This is a genomic window from Pseudomonas sp. KU26590 (assembly GCF_026153515.1).
GTDB lineage: Bacteria > Pseudomonadota > Gammaproteobacteria > Pseudomonadales > Pseudomonadaceae > Aquipseudomonas.
The window spans coordinates 5,421,195-5,443,161 of the sequence record NZ_CP110644.1 but is presented as its reverse complement, the minus strand read 5'-3'; the positions used below and the strand labels follow the sequence as shown (position 1 = coordinate 5,443,161).

General features: G+C 60.6%; 19 protein-coding genes and 1 pseudogene. 16 read left to right on the top strand and 4 right to left on the bottom strand.

Translation table 11 applies throughout. From position 1 onward, the window contains the following. The first annotated feature begins 60 nt into the window (after positions 1-60). The 3 genes from OKW98_RS24195 (at position 61) to purT (ending at position 2,147) form a co-directional block, all read left to right on the top strand. Positions 61-585, top strand: a complete 525-nt coding sequence (locus tag OKW98_RS24195; RefSeq protein WP_265386983.1) for a gamma carbonic anhydrase family protein — start codon at positions 61-63, stop codon at positions 583-585. Continuing rightward, complete coding sequence (locus tag OKW98_RS24190) at positions 585-848, top strand: DUF1289 domain-containing protein (RefSeq protein WP_265386982.1); 264 nt, start codon at positions 585-587, stop codon at positions 846-848. The genes OKW98_RS24195 and OKW98_RS24190 overlap by 1 nt, the downstream gene beginning before the upstream one ends. Before the next feature lie 117 nt (positions 849-965). Then, complete coding sequence (gene purT / locus OKW98_RS24185; RefSeq protein WP_265386981.1) at positions 966-2,147, top strand: formate-dependent phosphoribosylglycinamide formyltransferase; 1,182 nt, start codon at positions 966-968, stop codon at positions 2,145-2,147. Positions 2,148-2,366: 219 nt separating this feature from the next. Here the strand turns inward: purT and OKW98_RS24180 are convergent, their stop codons facing one another. From OKW98_RS24180 to OKW98_RS24170, 3 genes are all read right to left on the bottom strand, one after another. Continuing rightward, entirely contained in the window at positions 2,367-3,689 is a 1,323-nt protein-coding gene (locus OKW98_RS24180) for an MFS transporter (protein WP_265386980.1), read from the bottom strand. 316 nt (positions 3,690-4,005) lie between these two features. Beyond that, positions 4,006-5,244 carry a transporter associated domain-containing protein gene (locus OKW98_RS24175; RefSeq protein ID WP_265386979.1) on the bottom strand — a complete coding sequence of 413 codons (1,239 nt, stop codon included), beginning with the start codon at positions 5,242-5,244 and terminating at the stop codon, positions 4,006-4,008. Positions 5,245-5,258: 14 nt separating this feature from the next. Next, on the bottom strand, positions 5,259-6,071 hold the full coding sequence (locus OKW98_RS24170) for a cytochrome C assembly family protein (RefSeq protein ID WP_265386978.1): 813 nt from the start codon (positions 6,069-6,071) through the stop codon (positions 5,259-5,261). A 290-nt stretch (positions 6,072-6,361) separates the two neighbouring features. On the opposite strand from OKW98_RS24170, the gene ffh reads away from it, so the two are divergent. From ffh to OKW98_RS24115, 11 genes and pseudogenes are all read left to right on the top strand, one after another. Further along, entirely contained in the window at positions 6,362-7,738 is a 1,377-nt protein-coding gene (ffh, locus tag OKW98_RS24165) for a signal recognition particle protein (protein ID WP_192170769.1), read from the top strand. A 246-nt stretch (positions 7,739-7,984) separates the two neighbouring features. Then, positions 7,985-8,236 (top strand): 30S ribosomal protein S16, encoded by a 252-nt coding sequence (gene rpsP / locus OKW98_RS24160; RefSeq protein ID WP_037012442.1) that lies wholly within the window; start codon positions 7,985-7,987, stop codon positions 8,234-8,236. A gap of 5 nt (positions 8,237-8,241) precedes the next feature. Next, on the top strand, positions 8,242-8,778 hold the full coding sequence (gene rimM / locus OKW98_RS24155; RefSeq protein ID WP_037012440.1) for a ribosome maturation factor RimM: 537 nt from the start codon (positions 8,242-8,244) through the stop codon (positions 8,776-8,778). A gap of 3 nt (positions 8,779-8,781) precedes the next feature. Beyond that, complete coding sequence (gene trmD, locus OKW98_RS24150) at positions 8,782-9,534, top strand: tRNA (guanosine(37)-N1)-methyltransferase TrmD (RefSeq protein WP_065989956.1); 753 nt, start codon at positions 8,782-8,784, stop codon at positions 9,532-9,534. 43 nt (positions 9,535-9,577) lie between these two features. Next, on the top strand, positions 9,578-9,928 hold the full coding sequence (gene rplS, locus OKW98_RS24145) for a 50S ribosomal protein L19 (protein WP_037012438.1): 351 nt from the start codon (positions 9,578-9,580) through the stop codon (positions 9,926-9,928). 128 nt (positions 9,929-10,056) lie between these two features. Beyond that, entirely contained in the window at positions 10,057-10,953 is an 897-nt protein-coding gene (xerD, locus tag OKW98_RS24140) for a site-specific tyrosine recombinase XerD (protein WP_265386977.1), read from the top strand. A 167-nt stretch (positions 10,954-11,120) separates the two neighbouring features. After that, complete coding sequence (dsbC, locus tag OKW98_RS24135; RefSeq protein WP_265386976.1) at positions 11,121-11,861, top strand: bifunctional protein-disulfide isomerase/oxidoreductase DsbC; 741 nt, start codon at positions 11,121-11,123, stop codon at positions 11,859-11,861. 132 nt (positions 11,862-11,993) lie between these two features. Further along, on the top strand, positions 11,994-13,298 hold the full coding sequence (locus OKW98_RS24130; protein ID WP_122623446.1) for a homoserine dehydrogenase: 1,305 nt from the start codon (positions 11,994-11,996) through the stop codon (positions 13,296-13,298). A gap of 163 nt (positions 13,299-13,461) precedes the next feature. Then, positions 13,462-14,871 carry a threonine synthase gene (gene thrC, locus OKW98_RS24125; RefSeq protein WP_265386975.1) on the top strand — a complete coding sequence of 470 codons (1,410 nt, stop codon included), beginning with the start codon at positions 13,462-13,464 and terminating at the stop codon, positions 14,869-14,871. Positions 14,872-15,046: 175 nt separating this feature from the next. Then, positions 15,047-17,143: pseudogene (locus OKW98_RS24120) on the top strand (transporter substrate-binding domain-containing protein); the annotation flags it as partial. Positions 17,144-17,332: 189 nt separating this feature from the next. Then, the gene (locus OKW98_RS24115) at positions 17,333-17,629 is read left to right on the top strand and encodes a DUF3509 domain-containing protein (RefSeq protein WP_265386974.1); all 297 of its coding nucleotides are present in this window, start codon (positions 17,333-17,335) and stop codon (positions 17,627-17,629) included. A 195-nt stretch (positions 17,630-17,824) separates the two neighbouring features. On the opposite strand, the gene OKW98_RS24110 is transcribed toward OKW98_RS24115, so the two are convergent. Beyond that, the gene (locus tag OKW98_RS24110) at positions 17,825-18,682 is read right to left on the bottom strand and encodes a TIGR02285 family protein (protein ID WP_265386973.1); all 858 of its coding nucleotides are present in this window, start codon (positions 18,680-18,682) and stop codon (positions 17,825-17,827) included. 238 nt (positions 18,683-18,920) lie between these two features. Between OKW98_RS24110 and OKW98_RS24105 the strand changes: the two genes are divergently transcribed. Then, positions 18,921-19,463, top strand: coding sequence for a YaeQ family protein (locus OKW98_RS24105; RefSeq protein WP_133776162.1), 543 nt, complete (start codon positions 18,921-18,923; stop codon positions 19,461-19,463). A 101-nt stretch (positions 19,464-19,564) separates the two neighbouring features. Beyond that, a complete protein-coding gene (gene recJ, locus OKW98_RS24100) occupies positions 19,565-21,274 on the top strand; it encodes a single-stranded-DNA-specific exonuclease RecJ (RefSeq protein WP_265386972.1) in 1,710 nt (569 codons plus the stop codon). The last annotated feature ends 693 nt before the right edge of the window (positions 21,275-21,967 follow it).

Sequence of the window (21,967 nt, the reverse complement as noted above, 5' to 3'; positions counted from 1 at the left end):
CGGCATGAGGACTGGACCATGAGGACCGAGCCATGAGGGCCGAACGATGAGGAGCAGACCATGAAATACCGCCTGGGCGATGCCCGCGTCGACGCGCACGCCAGCAGCTGGATCGCGCCGACAGCCACCGTCATCGGCCATGTGCGCTTGCAGGCCAACGCCAGCGTCTGGTTTGGCGCCGTGTTGCGCGGCGACAACGAGCTGATCGATATCGGCGAGAACAGCAACGTGCAGGACGGCACGGTGATGCACACCGACATGGGTTCGCCGCTGACCATCGGCCGAAACGTGACCATCGGCCACAACGCGATGCTGCATGGTTGCAGCGTGGGCGACAGCACGCTGATCGGCATCAACTCGGTCATCCTCAACGGCGCGAAGATCGGCAAACACTGCATCATCGGTGCGAACTCGCTGATCGGCGAAGGCAAAGTCATCCCTGACGGTTCGCTGGTCATGGGCTCGCCCGGAAAAATCGTCCGCGAACTCACAGAGGCGCAGAAGCAGATGCTCGACGCCAGCGCTGCCCATTACGTCCACAACGCCCAGCGCTACGCGCGTGACCTGGCCCCACAGGAAGATTGATGTCCAGCGCCGACCCCCCCATCCATGAAGCGCCCGTCGATGAAAAGCCCATCCATGAAAAGCCGGTCCGCTCGCCCTGCGTGAACATCTGTGCACTGGACGACGCCGACATCTGCACCGGTTGCCAGCGCACGGTCGCCGAGATCACCGGCTGGAGCCGCATGGACAACCAGGCGCGCCGCGACGTGCTGATGGCCTGCGATGAGCGGGCGAGGGCGAGCGGGATGATGTTCCCGGTGAGCGGCAGCAGCCCTCGACGCTGAATCAACCCTGCGCCGCTGCATCCCATTCCCCGGCCTTCATGTTAAATTGCGCGCCTTTCTACCTGCGGTCGCTTGCACACGGCGAGCGACCCTCGACCTGCTCCACGAGGACCTGAGATGACTCAAATCGGAACTCCACTGTCGCCGACCGCGACCCGCGTTTTGCTCTGCGGTTGCGGCGAGCTTGGCAAGGAAGTGGTGATCGAACTGCAACGCCTGGGCGTTGAAGTGATCGCCGTTGACCGTTACGCCAATGCTCCGGCGATGCAGGTCGCGCACCGCAGCCACGTCATCAATATGCTCGACGGCGCCGCCTTGCGTGCGGTGATCGAGTCCGAGAAGCCGCACTACATCGTCCCGGAAATCGAAGCCATCGCCACCGCGACCCTGGTGGAGCTGGAGTTCGAAGGATTCACGGTCATTCCGACTGCCCGCGCTGCGCAGCTGACCATGAACCGCGAAGGCATTCGTCGTCTGGCCGCTGAAGAGCTGGACCTGCCGACCTCGCCGTATCACTTTGCCGACACCTTCGAAGACTACAAAAAAGCCGTCGAAGACCTCGGCTTCCCGTGCGTGGTCAAACCGGTGATGAGCTCGTCGGGCAAGGGCCAGAGCCTGCTGAAAACCGACGCAGACATCCAGAAGGCCTGGGATTACGCCCAAGAAGGCGGTCGTGCTGGCAAAGGCCGGGTGATCATTGAAGGCTTCATTGATTTCGATTACGAAATCACCTTGCTGACCGTGCGTCACGTTGGCGGTACCACCTTCTGCGCGCCGGTCGGCCATCGTCAGGAGAAGGGCGACTATCAGGAATCGTGGCAACCCCAGGCCATGAGCCCGGTGGCATTGGCCGAGTCCGAGCGCGTCGCCAAAGCGGTAACCGAGGCGCTGGGTGGCCGTGGTCTGTTTGGTGTGGAGTTGTTCATCAAGGGTGATCAGGTCTGGTTCAGCGAAGTCTCGCCGCGCCCCCACGATACCGGTCTGGTCACCTTGATTTCCCAGGACCTGTCGCAGTTCGCCCTGCACGCCCGGGCCATTCTCGGTCTGCCGATCCCGTTGATTCGCCAGTTCGGCCCATCGGCCTCGGCAGTGATTCTGGTAGAAGGTCATTCGACCCAGACGGCGTTCGCCAACCTGGAGCAAGCCCTGAGCGAACCGGACACCGCGCTGCGTCTGTTCGGCAAGCCTGAGGTCAATGGTCAGCGCCGTATGGGCGTTGCCCTGGCGCGTGACGAGTCGGTCGAAGCCGCCCGCCGCAAGGCCACCCGCGCGTCGATCGCGGTGAAGGTTCAGCTGTAAGCGTCACGCTGAATGAAAAACGGCGCCCTCAGGGGCGCCGTTTTGTTTGGTAACTGTGCTCACGAATACGGTCGCTCAGGCATACCTATGTCACCCGCCACACCGCAGACACTGTAGGAGCGCGCTTGCCCGCGAACGCGGTGTATCAGGTTCTGATCCATTAACTGACACACCGCGTTCGCGGGCAAGCGCGCTCCTACACGTACGTTTCTGGTGCGGTCAGGCAATCGTATCCAGGTTCGCATCCCGGGTTTCTTTCAGGCAGAGCACGGCGATCACGCTGATCAGCGCCGCCGCCGACACATACCCTCCGACCCAGCTCAGGCCGCCCATCTCCACCAGCTTCTGGGCGAAGAAAGGTGCGACCGAGGCGCCGACAATGCCGCCGATGTTGTAGGCCGCCGACGCGCCGGTATACCGCACCCGTGTGGGAAACAGCTCCGGCAACATCGCCCCCATCGGCGCGAAGGTGACGCCCATCAGAAACAGCTCGATCGACAGGAACAGCGTCACCGCCCAGGTCGTGCCATGGGTCAGCAAGGGCTCCATCAGAAAGCCCGACAGGATTGCCAGCACCCCGCCAATGATCAGCACCGGCCTGCGACCAAACCGATCACTGGCCAACGCCGACAGCGGCGTCGCCAGGGCCATGAACAGCACCGCAAAGCACAGCATCGCGAGGAACGACTCGCGGCTGTAACCCAGCGTTTTCACGCCATAGCTCAGTGAGAAGACGGTGGAGATATAGAACAGCGCGTAGCACACCACCATCGACGCTGCCCCCAGCAGCATCGGCTTCCAGTATTGACCGAACAGCTCGGCAATCGGCAGTTTCACCCGCTCATGGCGGGCGATGGCCTTGGCGAAAACAGGCGTTTCCTCAAGCTTCAGGCGCACATACAGCCCGATGATGACCAGCACGGCGCTGAGCAGAAACGGCACGCGCCAGCCCCAGGAGCGAAATTGTTCGTCGTCCAGCGTCATCGCCAGTGTCAGAAACAGCCCGTTTGCCGCGAGGAAGCCGATCGACGGGCCCAGCTGCGGGAACATGCCAAACCACGCACGTTTGCCCTTGGGGGCGTTCTCGGTCGCCAGCAATGCCGCACCGCCCCATTCGCCGCCCAGTCCAAGGCCCTGGCCGAAGCGCAGCACGCAGAGCAGGATCGGCGCCCATGATCCGATGGCGTCGTAACCCGGCAACACGCCGATGAGGGTGGTGCAGACGCCCATCAGCAGCAGCGAGGCGACCAGTGTCGATTTGCGGCCGACACGATCGCCGAAGTGGCCGAACAGCGCCGAGCCCAGAGGACGTGCGAGAAAGGCGATCCCGAACGTCAGAAACGCCGACAGCATCTGTGCGGTGCTGGAGGTTTGCGGGAAGAACACCGGCCCGATCACCAGCGCGGCGGCGGTGGCGTACACGTAAAAATCGTAGAACTCGATGGTGGTGCCGATGAAACTGGCGGTGGCGACGCGGGCCGCCGAATTGGCAGGGCGGGGCTCGCTTTCGTCGCGGGTTGGACAGGCAGAAGTCGTGGTCATGCAGAAATCCCTGGCAGTCGTATCGCCTGTCAGCGGGAAACGAAGATTCGTACGCGCGCTGCGGCAATCGTTAATTGTTTTTTTGGTCCAGCGCTGAACAGACTAGCCCGGATGCGGGCAAAGGCGCGTGGCGTGCTCGGGATGGGAGCGAAGGCCAGGGTGTCGCGTGAGCGGTCAGGCTGTGTGACTGGCCGGATCCCGCATTGTGCGGGTAGCACGCGGATCGGCGGGGCTGGGTAAGCGGATCGATTATAGGAAGGGGATCAGCGCGGAAACAAGTGTTTCAGGGCGGCGCCTGCCTTTTCAGATGACGTCTTCAGATCACGTCTTTGGTGCGGGTGTTCAGCCACATCAGCACCCGGCTGACGCGGTTGTCTTCGGTCTCGAGGATTTCCAGGCGGTAAGGCCCGATCTTCAGGCAAACCGAGCTGTTGGGTAGGGTCTCCAGCGCTTCGGTGATCAGACCGTTGAGGGTCTTTGGGCCATCGGAAGGCAGATGCCAGCCGAGGCTCTTATTCAGATCGCGAATCGACGCTGCGCCGTCAATCACCAGACGCCCGTCAGGCTGCGGCTGAATGTGCGGGTTATCGAGGGCTTGTTCGCTTTCGAACTCGCCGACGATCTCTTCCAGAATGTCCTCGAGGCTGACGATGCCCAGTACCTCGCCGTATTCATCGACGACCACGCCCATTCGCCGCTGCTGTTTGTGGAAGTTGAGCAGTTGCATCTGCAGCGGCGTGCTTTCCGGCACGAAGTACGGTTCGTAGCAGGCGGCTTGCAACGCCTCTTTGGTCAGCTCGTTGCGCGGCAGCAGGTGGCTGATCATTCGCGTGTTGAGCACGCCTTCCACTTGGTTGATGTCGTTGTGGTAGACCGGCAGACGGGTATGGCGAGAGATGATCAGCTTGTCGATGATCTCCTCGAGGGAGTCGTCGAGATTGATGCCGTCGACTTCGCTACGCGGCACCAGGATGTCATTGACGGTCATGCGGTCCAGCGCGTAGATCCCGGAGATCACATGGGCGCGGCCATACTGGCTCTCGTTGTCCTGATAGACCGTCGGGCGCGCGTCGTCTTCGTCATCAACGGTGTCTGGCCGACGCTTGGACAGAAAAGGGCGCAGCAGTGTCTTGGCGATGTTCTTGTAGATCCAGGTCAGCGGCTGCAACAGTCGAACCGGGATGCGCAGCACGTTGTTGCCCAGCAGCAGGATTGATTCGGGGCGACGCGCCGCCAGCTTTCGCGGAATGAACTCGGTCACCACCACCAGCACGCTGGTGACACCCAACCAGGCAATCAGAGGACCGTGAAAATACCAGTGTCCGATGGCGAGCAGGGTGGCGAGGACGGTAATCAGCGCCTTGAGCAGCGTGTTGCCGAGGATGAGGCTGTTGAGGTTGAACGCAAGGACGGGCTTGGGCGGCTCGTTGGAGCGGGGATTGACCGGCATCGCCCGGAGATTGTGGTGCGCAGCGTCGACCGCAGTGAACAGCCCGGACCATAGCGTGAGCAGGGCAAGCAGCGTGAGCATTGTGCCGACCGGCAGGTTATCCATGATCAACGCGCCCGTCAGATGTGCAGGATGTATTCACGAACGAGCTTGCTGCCGAAGTAGGCCAGCATCAGGAGCAGAAATCCGCCCAGCGTCCAGCGGATCGCCTTGTGGCCGCGCCAGCCCAGATGGTGGCGTCCCCACAGCAGCACACTGAAGACCATCCACGCCAGGATCGACAGCAGGGTCTTGTGCACCAGATGCTGGGCAAACAGGTTTTCGACGAACAGCCAGCCGGAAATCAGCGACATCGACAGCAAGACCCAGCCGGCCCAGAGAAAACCGAAGAGCAGGCTTTCCATGGTCTGCAGTGGCGGGAAGCTTCTGATCAGGCCAAGTCGGTGCTTGTTCTTCAACTGGTGATCCTGCAGCAGCAGGAGCAAGGACTGGAACACCGCGATGGTGAACATCCCGTAGGCGAGGATCGACAGCAGGATATGGCTGATGATGCCGTGTTCTTCAATGATGGGTTGCAGCGTACCGGAAGGCGCGAACTGCGCCATCAGGGTCGTCAACAGCCCCAGCGGGAACAGGAGGATCAGCAGAATTTCGACCGGGAGGCGAATGCACGCGAGCATGGTCACGATGATCACGGCAACAGCAATCAGGCTGGCGGCACTGAAAAAGTCCAGGCCCAGGCCGATAGGGCGCACCAGTTGGCCGAACAGCGCACTGGCCTGGCAGGCAACTGCAAGGGTGCCGATCAGGCACAGCAGCCATTTGTCGGCCTTTTGGCCCTGACGCAGGCGCATACCCTGGTAGACGGTCGCAGCGGCGTAAAAGACGGCGGCGGCGAGGCTGAAGAGCAAACTCGGTGACAAGGGGGACATAGATCCTGTTGGGCGTGCTCGAAAGCCAGTGAGTTTGGCATAAAACCGGCATTTCACGAAAGACTACAGAAGCAGACGCCGTGGTGTCCGTGCGCCGGAGTCTTCGCTATAATCCGCGACCTGCTCAAGCCACAGGCTAGCCGATCGCTGTTTCAGCCGCCCTTATAGCGTCTCTATTTTTATAGTGATCCTTTAAAGAGCAGGCGTCGCGATGTCGGCAGCCGACTGAAAAGGCCGCTACGGGCCTGGCCGCATCAATCGGGGTTCAGTACGAACCCAAAGGATCACGCATGTTTGAAAATCTGACAGATCGTCTCTCGCAGACGCTGCGCCAGGTCACTGGTAAAGCCAAGCTGACCGAGGACAACATCAAGGACACACTGCGTGAAGTGCGTATGGCGCTGCTTGAAGCCGACGTCGCCTTGCCGGTTGTCAAAGACTTCGTCAATCGCATCAAGGAACGCGCCGTCGGCACCGAGGTGTCGCGCAGCCTGACGCCGGGCCAGGCGTTCGTGAAGATCGTCCAGGCCGAACTGGAAGAGATGATGGGGGCGGCCAACGAAGAGCTGACCCTCAATGTCACGCCTCCGGCGGTCATCCTGATGGCGGGTCTGCAAGGTGCGGGCAAGACCACCACTGCCGGCAAGCTCGCCCGATTCCTGAAAGAACGCAAAAAGAAAACCGTGATGCTGGTGTCGGCGGACGTTTACCGTCCGGCCGCGATCAAGCAACTGGAAACCCTGGCCAACGACATCGGCGTGACGTTCTTCCCGTCCGACATCAGCCAGAAGCCGGTGGACATCGCCGAAGCGGCGATCAAAGAGGCCAAGCTCAAGTTCATTGATGTCGTGATCCTCGACACCGCCGGTCGTCTGCACATCGACGCCGAAATGATGGGCGAGATCCAGGCGCTGCACGCGGCGGTCAAGCCGGCCGAGACGCTGTTCGTCGTCGACGCCATGACCGGCCAGGACGCCGCCAACACGGCCAAGGCGTTCGGTGACGCGCTGCCGCTGACCGGTGTGATCCTGACCAAGGTCGACGGCGACGCCCGTGGCGGTGCTGCGCTGTCGGTGCGCGCCATTACTGGCAAGCCGATCAAGTTCATCGGTATGGGCGAGAAGAGCGAGGCGCTGGAGCCGTTCCATCCTGACCGTATCGCATCGCGCATCCTGGGCATGGGTGACGTGCTCAGCCTGATCGAGCAGGCCGAACAGACCCTCGACAAGGACAAGGCCGACAAACTCGCCAAGAAACTGAAGAAGGGCAAGGGCTTCGACCTCGAAGACTTCCGCGATCAGCTGCAACAGATGAAGAACATGGGCGGCCTGGGCGGGCTCATGGACAAACTGCCAAGCATCGGTGGCGTCAACCTGTCGCAGATGGGCAACGCGCAAAGCGCAGCCGAAAAGCAGTTCAAACAGATGGAAGCCATCATCAACTCGATGACACCGGCCGAGCGTCGCGACCCTGAGCTGATCAGCGGTTCACGCAAACGTCGTATCGCCATGGGTTCTGGCACCCAGGTGCAGGACATCGGTCGTCTGATCAAGCAGCACAAACAGATGCAGAAGATGATGAAAAAGTTTTCGACCAAGGGCGGCATGGCCAAAATGATGCGCGGCATGGGCGGAATGTTGCCCGGCGGCGGTATGCCCAAAATGTAAATTGCATCGCGCGGGGGTTATTCCCGCGCGTTCTTCATTGGGGCAACCGTCCCGGTGGCCTGCTCAGGCAGGCACTCAACGCCGTCATCCCTGGCGGCTCCATGGCAGATCTAGGTGGCCCGACGGCGTACGCCGGAAAAAGTCATTTGCAAAAATCCGGATATTCCTTAGAATATGCGGCCTTTCGGGCACCCATGCCCGCTGTGCATCTTAGATTTGCAGCACCGACTACAGGAAAATTGTTCAATGCTAACAATCCGTCTTGCCCTTGGCGGCTCTAAAAAGCGCCCGTTCTACCACCTGACTGTCACCGACAGCCGCAACCCACGTGACGGTTCCCACAAGGAACAAATCGGTTTCTTCAACCCGGTTGCCCGTGGTCAGGAAATCCGTCTGTCCGTGAACCAAGAGCGTCTGGCCTACTGGCTGAGCGTTGGTGCACAACCTTCTGAGCGTGTTGCTTCGCTGCTGAAGGAATCTGCTAAGGCTGCGGCCTGAGCAATATGAACGCGACGCCAGCTTCCGCCGACGATTTGATCGTCATCGGCAAGATTTACTCGGTACACGGCGTTCGCGGCGAAGTGAAGGTGTATTCCTTTACTGATCCAACCGAAAACCTGTTGCAGTACAAAACCTGGACGCTCAAGCGCGAAGGCAATGTGAAACAGGTCGAGCTGGTCAGTGGACGCGGGAACGACAAGTTCCTGGTCGCCAAGCTCAAGGGTCTTGATGACCGTGAAGAAGCTCGTCTTCTCGCCGGTTATGAGATCTGCGTGCCACGCAACCTGTTCCCTGAATTGACCGACGGCGAGTACTACTGGTACCAGCTTGAAGGTCTGAAGGTCATTGACGGTCTTGGGCAATTGCTCGGGAAGGTCGATCATCTTCTGGAAACCGGCGCCAATGATGTAATGGTGGTCAAACCCTGCGCAGGCAGTCTGGACGATCGCGAACGCCTTTTGCCCTATACGGAGCAATGCGTGTTGGCAGTTGATCTGGTTGCAGGCGAGATGAAGGTGGAATGGGACGCGGATTTCTAAGCAATGGCCAGCCTGCGCATAGAAGTCATCACGCTGTTTCCCGAGATGTTTTCCGCCATCAGCGAATACGGCATTACCAGCCGTGCGGTGAAACAGGAGCTGTTGCAGCTTACCTGTTGGAATCCGCGGGATTACACCACTGATCGACATCACACTGTGGACGATCGCCCGTTTGGCGGTGGCCCTGGCATGGTGATGAAGATCAAGCCCCTCGAAGATGCTCTGGCTCAGGCCAGGCAGGCGGCGGGGGATGCGGCGAAGGTGATTTACCTGTCGCCACAAGGCCGCAAGCTGGATCAGTCTGCGGTACGCGAACTGGCGCAGGAAGAAGCACTTATCCTGATTGCCGGTCGTTATGAAGGCGTCGACGAGCGTTTCATTGAAGCTCATGTCGATGAAGAGTGGTCGATTGGCGACTATGTGTTATCTGGCGGTGAGCTGCCGGCCATGGTCCTGATAGATGCGGTTACGCGACTGCTGCCTGGAGCTTTAGGGCATGTAGATTCCGCGGAGGAAGATTCCTTCACGGATGGTCTGCTGGATTGCCCGCACTACACCCGACCGGAGGTGTATGCGGATCAGCGTGTTCCCGACGTATTGCTTAGTGGCAATCACGCACACATCCGGCGTTGGCGTTTACAGCAGTCCCTTGGGCGGACCTATGAACGACGCGCCGATCTTCTGGAAAGCCGCTCGCTTTCTGGAGAAGAGAAGAAGCTGCTGGCGGAATACCTCCGCGAGCGGGACGATAGTTAACGTATCGATGGTAGATCGAACCGATTTACCTTAGGAGCACAGCATGACTAACAAAATCATCCTTGCACTCGAAGCAGAGCAGATGACCAAAGAGATCCCTCCCTTTGCCCCGGGCGACACCATTGTCGTTCAGGTGAAAGTGAAGGAAGGCGACCGCGCTCGTCTGCAGGCGTTCGAAGGCGTTGTTATCGCCAAGCGTAACCGTGGTGTGAACAGTGCTTTCACTGTTCGTAAAATCTCCAACGGTGTTGGCGTTGAACGTACTTTCCAGACCTACAGCCCGCAAATCGACAGCATGGCTGTGAAACGTCGCGGCGACGTTCGCAAGGCCAAGCTGTACTACCTGCGTGACCTGTCCGGTAAAGCAGCTCGCATCAAGGAAAAACTGGTTTAATCCCAGTCTTCCCATGCGAATGAAAAAGCAGCCCACGGGCTGCTTTTTTGCTTTCTGGCGTTCGGTTTTGTCCCGACTTCGCAGGTATGAAAAACTGCTCCCGCTTCCCACCACTCAAGTCAGAACCCATGCCCGCCATTGACCACCCCATGATCGACCGCTTCCTCGACGCCCTGTGGCTGGAGAAAGGGCTGTCGGACAACACGCGCGATGCCTACCGCAGCGATCTTGCGCTGTTCAATGGCTGGCTGCAGGAAAAGGGCGTGGACCTGATGAGTGTCAGTCGGGAAGCGATTCTCGACCACCTGGGATGGCGAGTCGACAATGGCTACAAGCCCCGATCGACGGCACGGTTGCTTTCTGGGCTGCGCGGCTTCTATCGCTATTTGCTCAGAGAAAAGCTTATCGCGGTCGACCCGACGTTGCAGGTCGACATGCCGCAGCTGGGTAAGCCACTTCCAAAATCCTTGTCTGAAGCTGATGTCGAAGCCTTGCTGGCTGCGCCCGACCTGAGCGACGCCATCGGTCAGCGCGACCGGGCCATGCTGGAAGTGCTGTACGCCTGCGGCCTGCGGGTGACCGAACTGATCAGCCTGACGCTGGAACAGGTCAACTTGCGCCAGGGCGTGCTGCGCATCATGGGCAAAGGCAGCAAAGAGCGCCTGGTGCCGATGGGGGAGGAAGCCATCGTCTGGGTTGAGCGCTACATGCGCGACGCTCGCCACGAATTGCTCAACGGCCGGCCCAGCGACGTGCTGTTTCCCAGTCAGCGCGGCGACCAAATGACGCGGCAGACCTTCTGGCACCGCATCAAGCATCAGGCCAAAGTCGCCGGCATCGGCAAATCGCTGTCGCCCCACACCTTGCGCCATGCGTTCGCCACCCATTTGCTCAACCACGGCGCAGACCTGCGCGTTGTGCAAATGCTGCTGGGCCACAGCGACCTCTCCACGACGCAAATCTACACCCATGTCGCCCGCGCGCGGTTGCAGGAAATGCATGCGAAGCACCACCCGAGGGGGTAGGGGACTTCAGTAATTTGCGACGTGTCTTACGTCAGCGGGCGTCGGCCTCGCGAGCCTTATGTGATAGGCTTTGCCGGTTTCGCAGATCAAGGCCCTGAAAACCTCCCGGTGTTTTTCCGCCACCCGTTTTCAGCCCGGCCCGTCTGCTCACCGCTCGAGGAGTTTTCATGCGCGTCACTCGTTTTCTCGGTGCTGCCGTTGTAGCGCTGGCCAGCTCTTTCAGCCTTTTTGCCCACGCCGACGAGGCGTCCGACAAAGCCATTCGCAAGACCCTGGAATCGCTCAATCTGGAAATTCCCGTCGAGAGCATTTCCAGCAGTCCGTTGAACGGCCTCTACGAAGTCAATCTTAAAGGCGGTCGCGTGCTGTACGCCAGCGGCGACGGCCAGTTCGTCATGCAGGGCAACCTGTACCAGATGCAGGCCGGCAAGCCGGTCAACCTGACCGAGAAGGTCGAGCGTCAGGCGATTTCGAAGACCATCAATGGCATTCCTGCCGCTGAGATGGTCGTCTACCCAGCCATTGGCGAGACCAAATCCCACATCACGGTGTTCACCGACACTACCTGCCCGTACTGCCACAAACTGCACGCTGAAGTGCCGGAGCTGAACAAGCGCGGCATCGAAGTGCGCTATGTGGCGTTCCCGCGTCAGGGTCTGGGCTCGCCGGGTGACGAACAACTCCAGGCCGTCTGGTGCTCCAAAGACCGCCGCGCTGCCATGGACCGCATGGTCGATGGCAAGAATATTCAGGCGCCCAAGTGCGACAACCCGGTCACCAAGCAGTTTGAGATCGGCCAGTCCATCGGCGTTAATGGCACACCGGCCATCGTGTTGGCCGACGGTCAGTTGATTCCGGGCTACCAGCCTGCGCCACAAGTGGCCAAACTGGCGCTCAGTGCCAAGTAATTTGGTTTATCGCAGCCTCCTGCGATAAACACTGGAGCGGCCTGTCTGCAGCGCTTCATCAATAGCGAGCCGTGTTGAACGCGGCTGATTCCACGGCCGGCCTCGCGTCGGCCGTTTTATGGGGAGTTCATAGTGAAACCGGTCAAAGTAGGCATCTGTGGGCTGGGTACTGTCGGTGGCGGTACCTTCAATGTGCTAAAGCGTAACGCCGAGGAAATTGCCCGCCGTGCCGGGCGTGGAATCGAAGTGGCGCAGATTGCCATGCGTACACCAAACCCCAATTGCCAGATTACCGGTACCCCGACCACGACCGACGTGTTCGACGTGGCGAGCAACCCTGAAATCGACATCGTCATCGAGTTGATCGGTGGCTACACCATCGCCCGCGAACTGGTGCTCAAGGCCATCGAAAACGGCAAGCACGTGGTCACCGCCAACAAGGCGCTGATCGCCGTGCACGGCAACGAGATTTTCGCCAAGGCTCGGGAGAAGGGCGTCATTGTTGCGTTCGAAGCGGCGGTGGCGGGCGGTATCCCGGTGATCAAGGCCATTCGTGAAGGCCTGTCGGCGAACCGCATCAACTGGGTCGCCGGCATCATCAACGGTACCGGCAACTTCATCCTCACCGAGATGCGCGAAAAGGGCCGCACCTTCCCGGACGTCCTCGCTGAAGCGCAGGCGCTGGGCTATGCAGAAGCCGATCCGACCTTCGACGTCGAAGGCATCGACGCGGCGCACAAGCTGACCATTCTGGCGTCCATCGCCTTTGGCATTCCGCTGCAGTTCGACAAGGCCTACACCGAAGGCATCACCAAACTGACCACCGCCGACGTCAACTACGCCGAAGCGCTGGGCTATCGGATCAAGCACCTGGGCGTCGCCCGCAGCACGCCGAGCGGCATTGAACTGCGCGTCCACCCGACGCTGATCCCGGCGGACCGCCTGATCGCCAACGTCAACGGTGTGATGAACGCCGTGATGGTCAACGGCGATGCAGCCGGATCGACCCTGTTCTACGGCGCCGGTGCCGGCATGGAGCCGACCGCTTCATCCGTTGTGGCGGATCTGGTCGACGTGGTCCGTGCCCTGACCACAGACCCCGAAAACCGCGTCCCGCACCTGGCCTTCCAGCCCGATTCGCTGTCGGCCCACCCGATCCTGCCGATCGACGCGTGCGAAAGCGCCTACTACCTGCGGATCCAGGCCAAGGATCATCCCGGTGTGCTGGCGCAGGTGGCGAGTATCCTGTCCGAGCGCGGCATCAACATCGAATCGATCATGCAGAAAGAAGTCGAAGAACATGACGGCCTGGTGCCGATGATTCTGCTGACCCACCGCGTGGTCGAGAAACGCATGAACGACGCGATCAAAGCGCTGGAAGCGCTGGAAGATGTCGCCGGACCGGTTGTGCGAATCCGCGTCGAGCATCTGAATTGAGATGAGCCGCAAGCGTTAAGCGGCAGGCTGCAGGTTGCAAGCAAGAGCAAGAGCAAAATCATATCGCGGTGAGCTTCGTGCTCCGGGCGGCAAGGGGAAGGCGAATCGTCTTGACCTGCAGCTCGCCACTTGAAGCTTGCCGCCCAAACCGAAGGTTTGAACAATGCGCTATATCAGTACCCGCGGCCAGGCACCGGCCCTGAATTTTGAAGACGTGTTGCTCACCGGTCTGGCGAGCGATGGCGGTCTGTATGTTCCGGAAAACCTGCCGCGCTTTACGCAGGAAGAGATCGCGTCCTGGGCCGGTCTGCCTTATCACGAACTGGCTTTTCGCGTGATGCGCCCGTTCGTGACAGGCAGCATCCCGGACGCGGATTTCAAGAAGATTCTCGAAGAAACCTACGGCGTGTTCTCCCACGCTGCGATTGCGCCACTGCGTCAGCTCAACGGCAACGAGTGGGTATTGGAGCTGTTTCACGGCCCAACCCTGGCGTTCAAGGATTTCGCCCTGCAACTGCTGGGGCGTCTGCTGGACTATATGCTCGAGAAGCGCGGCGAACGCGTGGTCATCATGGGCGCAACGTCCGGTGACACCGGCTCGGCCGCCATTGAAGGCTGCCGTCGTTGCGACAACGTCGACATCTTCATTCTGCACCCGAACAATCGGGTGTCCGATGTTCAGCGCCGCCAGATGACTACCATCTTCGGCGAGAACATCCATAACATCGCGATCGAAGGCAACTTCGACGACTGCCAGGAAATGGTCAAGAACAGCTTCGCCGACCAGAGCTTCCTCAAGGGCACGCGTCTGGTGGCGGTGAACTCGATCAACTGGGCCCGGATCATGGCCCAGATCGTTTACTACTTCCACGCAGCCCTGCAGTTGGGCGGCCCGGCGCGGTCGGTGGCGTTCTCCGTGCCGACTGGCAACTTCGGCGACATCTTCGCCGGTTATCTGGCCCGCAACATGGGCTTGCCGATCAGCCAACTGGTGGTGGCCACCAACCGCAACGACATTCTGCACCGCTTCATGAGCGGCAATCAGTACGTCAAGGAAACCCTGCACGCGACGTTGACCCCGTCGATGGACATCATGGTGTCGTCCAACTTCGAGCGTCTGCTGTTCGACATGCACGGTCGCAACGGCGGCGCGATTGCCAAGCTGATGGACACATTCAAGCAAGGCGGCGGTTTCAGCGTCGAGGAAGAGCGCTGGTCCGAGACCCGCAAGCTGTTTGATTCCCTGGCGGTCAGTGACGAAGACACCTGCAAAACCATCGCTGAAGTATTCGCCAGCACGGGCGAGCTGCTCGATCCGCACACCGCGATAGGTGTGAAAGCCGCGCGCGACTGCCGCCGCAGCCTGGATACGCCGATGGTGATTCTGGGGACGGCGCATCCGGTCAAGTTCCCGGACGCCGTGTTGAAGGCCGGTGTAGGAAAAGCGCTTGAGCTGCCTGCACATTTGTCTGATTTGTTTGAGCGAGACGAACGCTGCACGGTCCTGCCGAACGACCTCAAGGCCGTGCAGGCCTTTGTCAGCCAACACGGTAATCGTGGCAAACCTCTCTGACCGTATCGCCGTGTAACAACTAAGGCCCGCCTCGCAGCGGGCCTTGTTTTTTCTGCGTGCCACACTTCCGAAGAATTTTCATTTTTCGGATAAGCCCGTGGTGGTTAAACAGTTTTACTCAGCGGCATTCAACGGCCGCGACCTGAATCTCAAACCGGCGCTGTGGGCGTTGCTGATGCTCGTGTGCATCTGCAGTCGTGCAGGCCATGCAGCTGAAAGCTTGCGGTTTGGCCTGAGCTCGCTCTTCGTGGCCCAACAACCGCTTGTCCTTGATGATGCGGATCGCGAGTGGCTGAACGAACGAAAAGTGCTGAGGGTTGGCATTTCCGTTGCTGATCATGAGCCTATCGACATCACCACCGACCATAATCGCTATCAAGGCATCAGCGCGGATTATCTGGGTCTGATCAGTGCGCGGCTTTCCATGCCCGTGCACATACAGGGGTTTGCCAAACGCGAACAGGCGGTCAACGCATTGCTGGCCGGGGAAATCGACTTGCTGACGAGCGCCAACGGTTTTGAGCGAGGAACGCCCGGACTGGTATTTACGCAGGACTACGTTCCCGACCGGGCAGTGGTGTTTGGCAGAGGCAATGACGCGGGTCTGCACACTTCGCTGGGAGGAAAGCGCGTGGTGTTGCTGGACGGCTATGCCGACGAGGGTCAGGTTCAACGGCTCTACCCGGACAGCAAGATCGTCGTCGCGCCCACGCTGTACAGCGCGATGGAGGCGTTGGCGCACGACTACGCCGACGCGCTCATCGGCAACGAGCTGACGGTGCAGGCTTACAGCCTGTTGCGGCCTTACCTCGGTTTACAGACCAAGTTCGACAGCCTGTTGCCCTCCACAGGTTTTTCATTTGCCTTTCGAGAGCAGGATTCGAGGTTGCTGAAGCTCTTCGATCGAGCGCTGGCGGGCCTGGACGAATCCGTCATCCGTGAGATCCAGGGGCGCTGGACCCTCGGGTTGGGCGCCGATCTTGCCCGGCGTCAGGTGAATTTCAACGCTGTCGAACAGCTGTGGATTCGCAGGCACCCGCAGGTCATCGTCGCCTCCACCCAGCACCCTCCCTACATCTACAAGGACGCTCAAGGTCGCTGGGTGGGTTTGAACGTGGATGTGCTCGCGCGTATTTCGCGAATGACCGGTTTACAGTTCGTCTATCAGGAGTCGACCTCGACCGAAGGCTTGCTGGAGACGCTGGCGCAGGGCAGTGCACACATGAACACCACGCTGGCCGAAAACCCGGAACGCAAAGAGCTGTTGAATTTCACCTACGCATTTGGCGGCAACAACTGGGTGTTTCTGGTGCACGCTGACAGCAACCCTGCCTTCCAGCTGTCGGACATGGCCGGCAAGGTGTTGGCGCTTCCCGCGCGACACGCGTTGCTCGCGTTCATTCAGCAACGCTTTCCGCATATCCGGCTCAAGCTTGTGGCGACCTATGAAGATGCCCGCCGATTGGTGGAGAAAGGCGATGCCGACGCCACCATCCAGAACGAGGCAGGCGCGTGGCTGTCTCCATCGGGCGAGCTGAAAGTCGGGCGTAGCGTCGAGGGCATGTGGTCGCCGGACAAATTTTCGATCGTCAAAAGCCAGCCTGAATTGCTTGGCATACTCAACAAGGCCCTGGAAGAATTCCCGGTGGCCGAAATGCGGGCGATCCGCCTGAAATGGCTCGGCGCGGCGAATCCTCAACCCTCGATCTGGAACCGTATTCCCGCCTGGATCTACGGGGTCGTGAGCGCTTCCTTGTTGCTGGGGCTGGTGTCGCTGGCCTGGAGCAGTCTTCTGAAGTTCCAGATTCACCAACGGCGGCGCGCCGAAGCGCAACTGGGTGATCAACTCGCCTTCAAGCGGATACTGCTCGACGCCATCCCCAACCCGATTTACGTGCGTGACCTTCAGGGCCGTCTCGTCGCTTGCAACCGCAGTTATGAGGAGAGCTTCGGGATCAGTTACGAGCAGATGCAGGGCCGCCGCCTGATCGACGTGGATCTCGTTCCTCGCGAACTGGCCGAGCAGATGCATGCCGATTACTTGAAGTTGCTGGAAACCCAACAGCCCGTGTTTGCAGAGCGCGCCCTCACCCTGGCCGGGCGACAGGTTTACGCCTGGCAGTGGGCGGTGCCTTACTACCGAGCCGACGGTCAGATGCAGGGGGTGCTCGGCGGCTGGATGGACATCAGCGAACGCAAGCGTCTGGAGTCTGAGCTGCGTGACGCGCGCAAGGCAGCCGAGCAGGCGGCGGAGCAGCTGAAGGCGCTGCTCAACAACGCAGGCCCGGCGCGCGCACCCGAAGCGTAAATTCTGCCTGTCACATTCGGCAGGCATGCTCCGGAATCAGGCTGCGGGAGTCAGTGGGCCGGTGTCAAAGCGCCACAGTGCTCAGAACTTTCCACTGCTGCCAATGGTCATTGGTTGGCACCTTTGCATTCAAACTGTTGAGTGGTGATCCGGATGGAAAATATCAGCTTGCTACTGAGCGAAGCGCTGTCCCCTTATCAGGTAAGCATTGGTCCTGCCGGCGTTCTGGGCGAGCGTCTGGTGACGCTGAAAAGTCCAGCGGGTGCGCGGGTGATTGAGCGTGTGTTTTCTGCATCGCAATTGGGCGACAAGCGTCAGCTGACTGACGTGGTAGATGGTCTTCACCGTGACTTGATGGTGGCTGAAGGGCGCATCGAGCCTTGTGTGATCGCCGCCATGCGCAATGTTTCCCAGTCCGCCGCTTTCGCTGCATCTCGACCTTTCATCTGAGTCGCAGGGAACCTTCTCGATTCAGTAGGCTCCTATCAGTTACGGCAGGCGCAGGCATTGTGCTCCGGTGTTCATGCTGCCTGCCGTACGGGTCCAAGATGGACCACGGTTGACCCCGAGCAGTCTCCCCGCTGCTCGGGGTTTCTTTTGTCTGAAATTCAGCGCCTCAACGAGGGGCACGGATTTCACGCAGCGTCAGTTTGGCGGCTCATCGAAGAATGTCTGGGCGTCGCGCAGGTATTCCTCCTTCTTGACCATCCATTGCGCGTAAAACCCCACCAGTCGCGTCACCCGCAGCACGCGCATTTCCCGGTTAATGATCTCCATTGCAGCCCGGCCCTTGTCGGTCTTCGAACAGGCAATGTGGGCGAACTGGTATTTGGGCACGTCTTTCACCGGTAAAAACTCCAGCTCGGTTAGCGCAATGCCCTGTTCCTGCGCGTGAAAGCGCGCCTCCGGCCAGTAACTGATGATTGCCTGAAAGCGATCCAGCCGTTCCATTTCCAGCATGCTGCCGACGGCCGCATTGCCGTAGTGCAGGACCAGACGATCGGGGTGGGTCGTCTCACGCAACGCCTTGTCAATGACCGCGCCGTAGCTGCGCTCGCCGACGATGCCGACATCGACGCTGTTGCTGGCGAGCAAGGCGGCAAGGTCGAGGCGGCCGTCGGCATCGATGAAAGGCGCGAACAGTTCACGGCGCCTGCGTTCGATCGTTACACCGTTACTGGGCGTGGCGTAGGAGGGGATGGAAAACAGAATGGTTTTGTCGCGCTCCGGCGTCCACAGCAGGGTCGGGTCGCAGGCGAATACGTCAGGGTCATTGAGCATCTGCGTTCCGCGCGCGCGGTTGACGTGCATGATCTTGTGATCGTATTCCGGCATCCGAGCGGTCAGCTCGGGCATCAGCCTGTCAATGGCCCCCTGGCCCGCCAACGGTCCGGAAAATATGGTCAGGGGCGGGAAATCGCGCAGCAGCCAGATCAGTGTTTCACGTGCCGATGCCGTACCGGGCAGGCAGCTGAGCAACGCGACGATCAGCAAGGTGCGCATTCGGGGACCGGTGACAGGCATGGAAGCGTTGACCCTCATTGGCAGCGTCTCGCAGCAAAGTATCGGCGTTGTGCTTCATTTATTTAACACATGTCATGTGGGTGTGAGTAACGCCTCGCGGACGTTGTACCCCATCTCCCATTTGAGGGGCGAGCTGCCTCGCTCATCGAGTTCGGTCGTTCAACGGGGCTGCATCGGGTAGACTTGCCGCCTTTCCCGTCTCTCTAGAAGCCCGTTCATGGCCCAGCCGTCCACGACCTACAAGTTCGAACTCAATCTCACCGACCTTGATCGCGGGGTCTATGAAACCGTCAAGCAGACCATCGCCCGTCACCCATCGGAGACCGAAGAGCGCATGACCGTGCGCCTGTTGGCCTACGCCTTCTGGTACAACGAGCACCTGTCGTTCGGCCGTGGTCTGTCGGATGTTGACGAGCCCGCGCTGTGGGAAAAGAGTCTGGACGATCGCGTGCTGCACTGGATCGAAGTCGGCCAGCCCGACGCCGACCGCCTGACCTGGTGCTCGCGCCGAACCGAACGCACGAGCCTGCTGGCCTACGGCAGTCTGCGGGTGTGGGAAGGCAAGGTCATACCGGCGATCAAGACGCTGAAGAACGTCAATATCGCTTCGGTACCCCAAGAGGCGCTGGAAATCCTGTCCAAGGACATGCCCCGGGTGATCAAGTGGGACGTGATGATCAGCGAAGGCACGATCTTCGTCACCGATGATCGCGGCCAGCACGAAGTGCAACTGCAGTGGCTGGCGGGCGAGCGGGGCTGATTCAGTCCTGCATTGCGACGGCATTGCGACGCTGCTACGACGGCGTCGCGAGTGCATCGCAACCCCCAACCGGCCCCCACCAGAACACCAGCGGAACCTGAATGCGCATCGAACCACGCGAGTTACCTGACACCCTGCCATTTCTTGGCGATCTGCCGCCGTTGCTCACCCGGCTCTACGCCGCGCGCGGTGTGGCGTCGGAGGCCGAACTCGACAAGGGCCTCGCCCGGTTGATCCCGTATCAACAGCTCAAAGGCATCGACGCCGCTGTCGATCTGCTGGTGACTGCCTTGCAGCAGCGTCAGCGCATCCTCATCGTCGGCGACTTCGATGCCGATGGCGCCACAGCCAGTACGGTTGGCGTGATGGGCCTGCGCTTGCTCGGTGCTGCCCATGTGGACTATCTGGTGCCGAACCGTTTCGAATTCGGCTACGGCCTGACACCGGAAATCGTCCAGGTCGCCCTTGAGCGCCAGCCTGATTTGCTCATGACCGTGGACAACGGCATTTCCAGCGTCGAAGGCGTTGCGGCGGCGAAGGCGGCGGGCTTGCAGGTATTGGTCACCGATCACCACTTGCCCGGCCACGAATTGCCGGCGGCCGACGCCATCGTCAACCCGAACCAGCCCGGCTGCACCTTTCCGAGCAAATCGCTGGCCGGCGTCGGCGTGATCTTTTATGTGTTGATGGCCTTGCGCGCGCGACTGCGGGACATCGGCTGGTTCGAGGGCCGCGCTCAACCCAATCTGGGCGAGTTGCTCGATCTGGTGGCATTGGGCAGCGTCGCTGACGTGGTGCCGCTGGATGCCAATAACCGGATTCTGGTGCACCAGGGGCTGATGCGCATCCGCGCCGGGCGTGCACGTCCGGGGTTGCGCGCCATCCTCGATGTCGCCCGGCGCGAGGCGTCGCGCATCACCTCCACCGATCTGGGTTTCATCATCGGCCCGCGCCTGAACGCGGCCGGGCGTCTGGATGACATGAGCCTGGGCATCGAATGCCTGCTGTGTGATGACGAGACCCAGGCGCGGGAAATGGCCGTGCGTCTGGACGAACTCAATCAGGACCGCAAATCCATCGAGCAGGGCATGCAGCGCGAGGCGCTCGCCCAGCTCAAGGACCTGCCGCTGGAGTCAATGCCGTTCGGGCTGTGTCTGTTCGAACCTGAGTGGCACCAAGGCGTGATCGGCATTCTGGCCTCGCGCATGAAAGAGCGTTATCACCGCCCGACCATTGCGTTCGCCAGCGCCGGCGAGGGTGTGCTGAAAGGCTCGGCGCGTTCGGTACCGGGCTTTCACATCCGCGACGCGCTCGATGCCGTGGCGGCGAAACATCCCGAGCTGATCAGTAAGTTTGGCGGCCACGCGATGGCGGCCGGGCTGTCGCTGCCGGAAGGCAACTTCCCGGCGTTCGCCGAAGCGTTCGACGTCGAGGTTCGCCGCCAGCTCAAGGAAGAAGACCTGACCGGCCGACTGTTGTCCGACGGCACCTTGGCGGTGGAAGAGTTTCATCTGGAGCTGGCCCGTGCGTTGCGCAATGCCGGCCCGTGGGGGCAGCACTTTCCCGAACCGTTGTTCCACGGCGTGTTCCAGCTGGTGGAGCAGCGAGTGGTCGGCGAGCGCCATCTGAAGATGGTACTCAAGACCGAATGTGGCACCGTCAAGCTCGAAGGCATCGCCTTCAGCGTCGATCGCGACGTATGGCCCAACCCGACCGTGCGCTGGGTCGAGCTGGCGTACAAGTTGGACCTGAATGAATTCCGCGGCAACGAAACCGTGCAACTGATGGTGGTTCACCTTTCACCACGTTGATTCATTGGGGTCGGCCAAAGCTGGTCCACAGGTGAACGCGGTGTCTCCGTAGGACCGGCTTCAGCCGGGAAGACGCCTTTCCAGACACCATGATCGTTCCCACGCTCCGCGTGGTAATGCATCCTCCGACGCTCTGCGTCGCAGCGATGGACGCGGAGCGTCCGGGGCGGCATCCCCACGCGGAGCGTGGGGACGATCATTCCCACAGATGCACGCGATAGTAGGACCGGCTTCAGCCGGGAAGACGCCTGCGTGGGCACCCTCGATTTCGCGGTGTGACACCCGACGCTTTCCCGGCTAAAGCCAGTCCTACAGGTGAACGCGGTGTCTGCGTAGGACCGGCTAAAGCCGGGAAGAGGCCTTTCCAGACACCATGATCGTTCCCACGCTCCGCGTGGTAATGCATCCTCCGACGCTCTGCGTCGCAGCGATGGACGCAGAGCGTCCGGGGCGGCATCCCCACGCGGAGCGTGGGGACGATCATCAGATGCACGCGATAGTAGGACCGGCTTTAGCCGGGAAGACACCGGTGTGCACGCCATCAATTTTGCAGTGTGGCTTCCGACGCTTTCCCGGCTAAAGCCAGTCCTACAGGTGCACGCGGTGTCTCCGTAGGACCGGCTTCAGCCGGGAAGACGCCTTTCCAGACACCATGATCGTTCCCACGCTCCGCGTGGTAATGCATCCTACGAC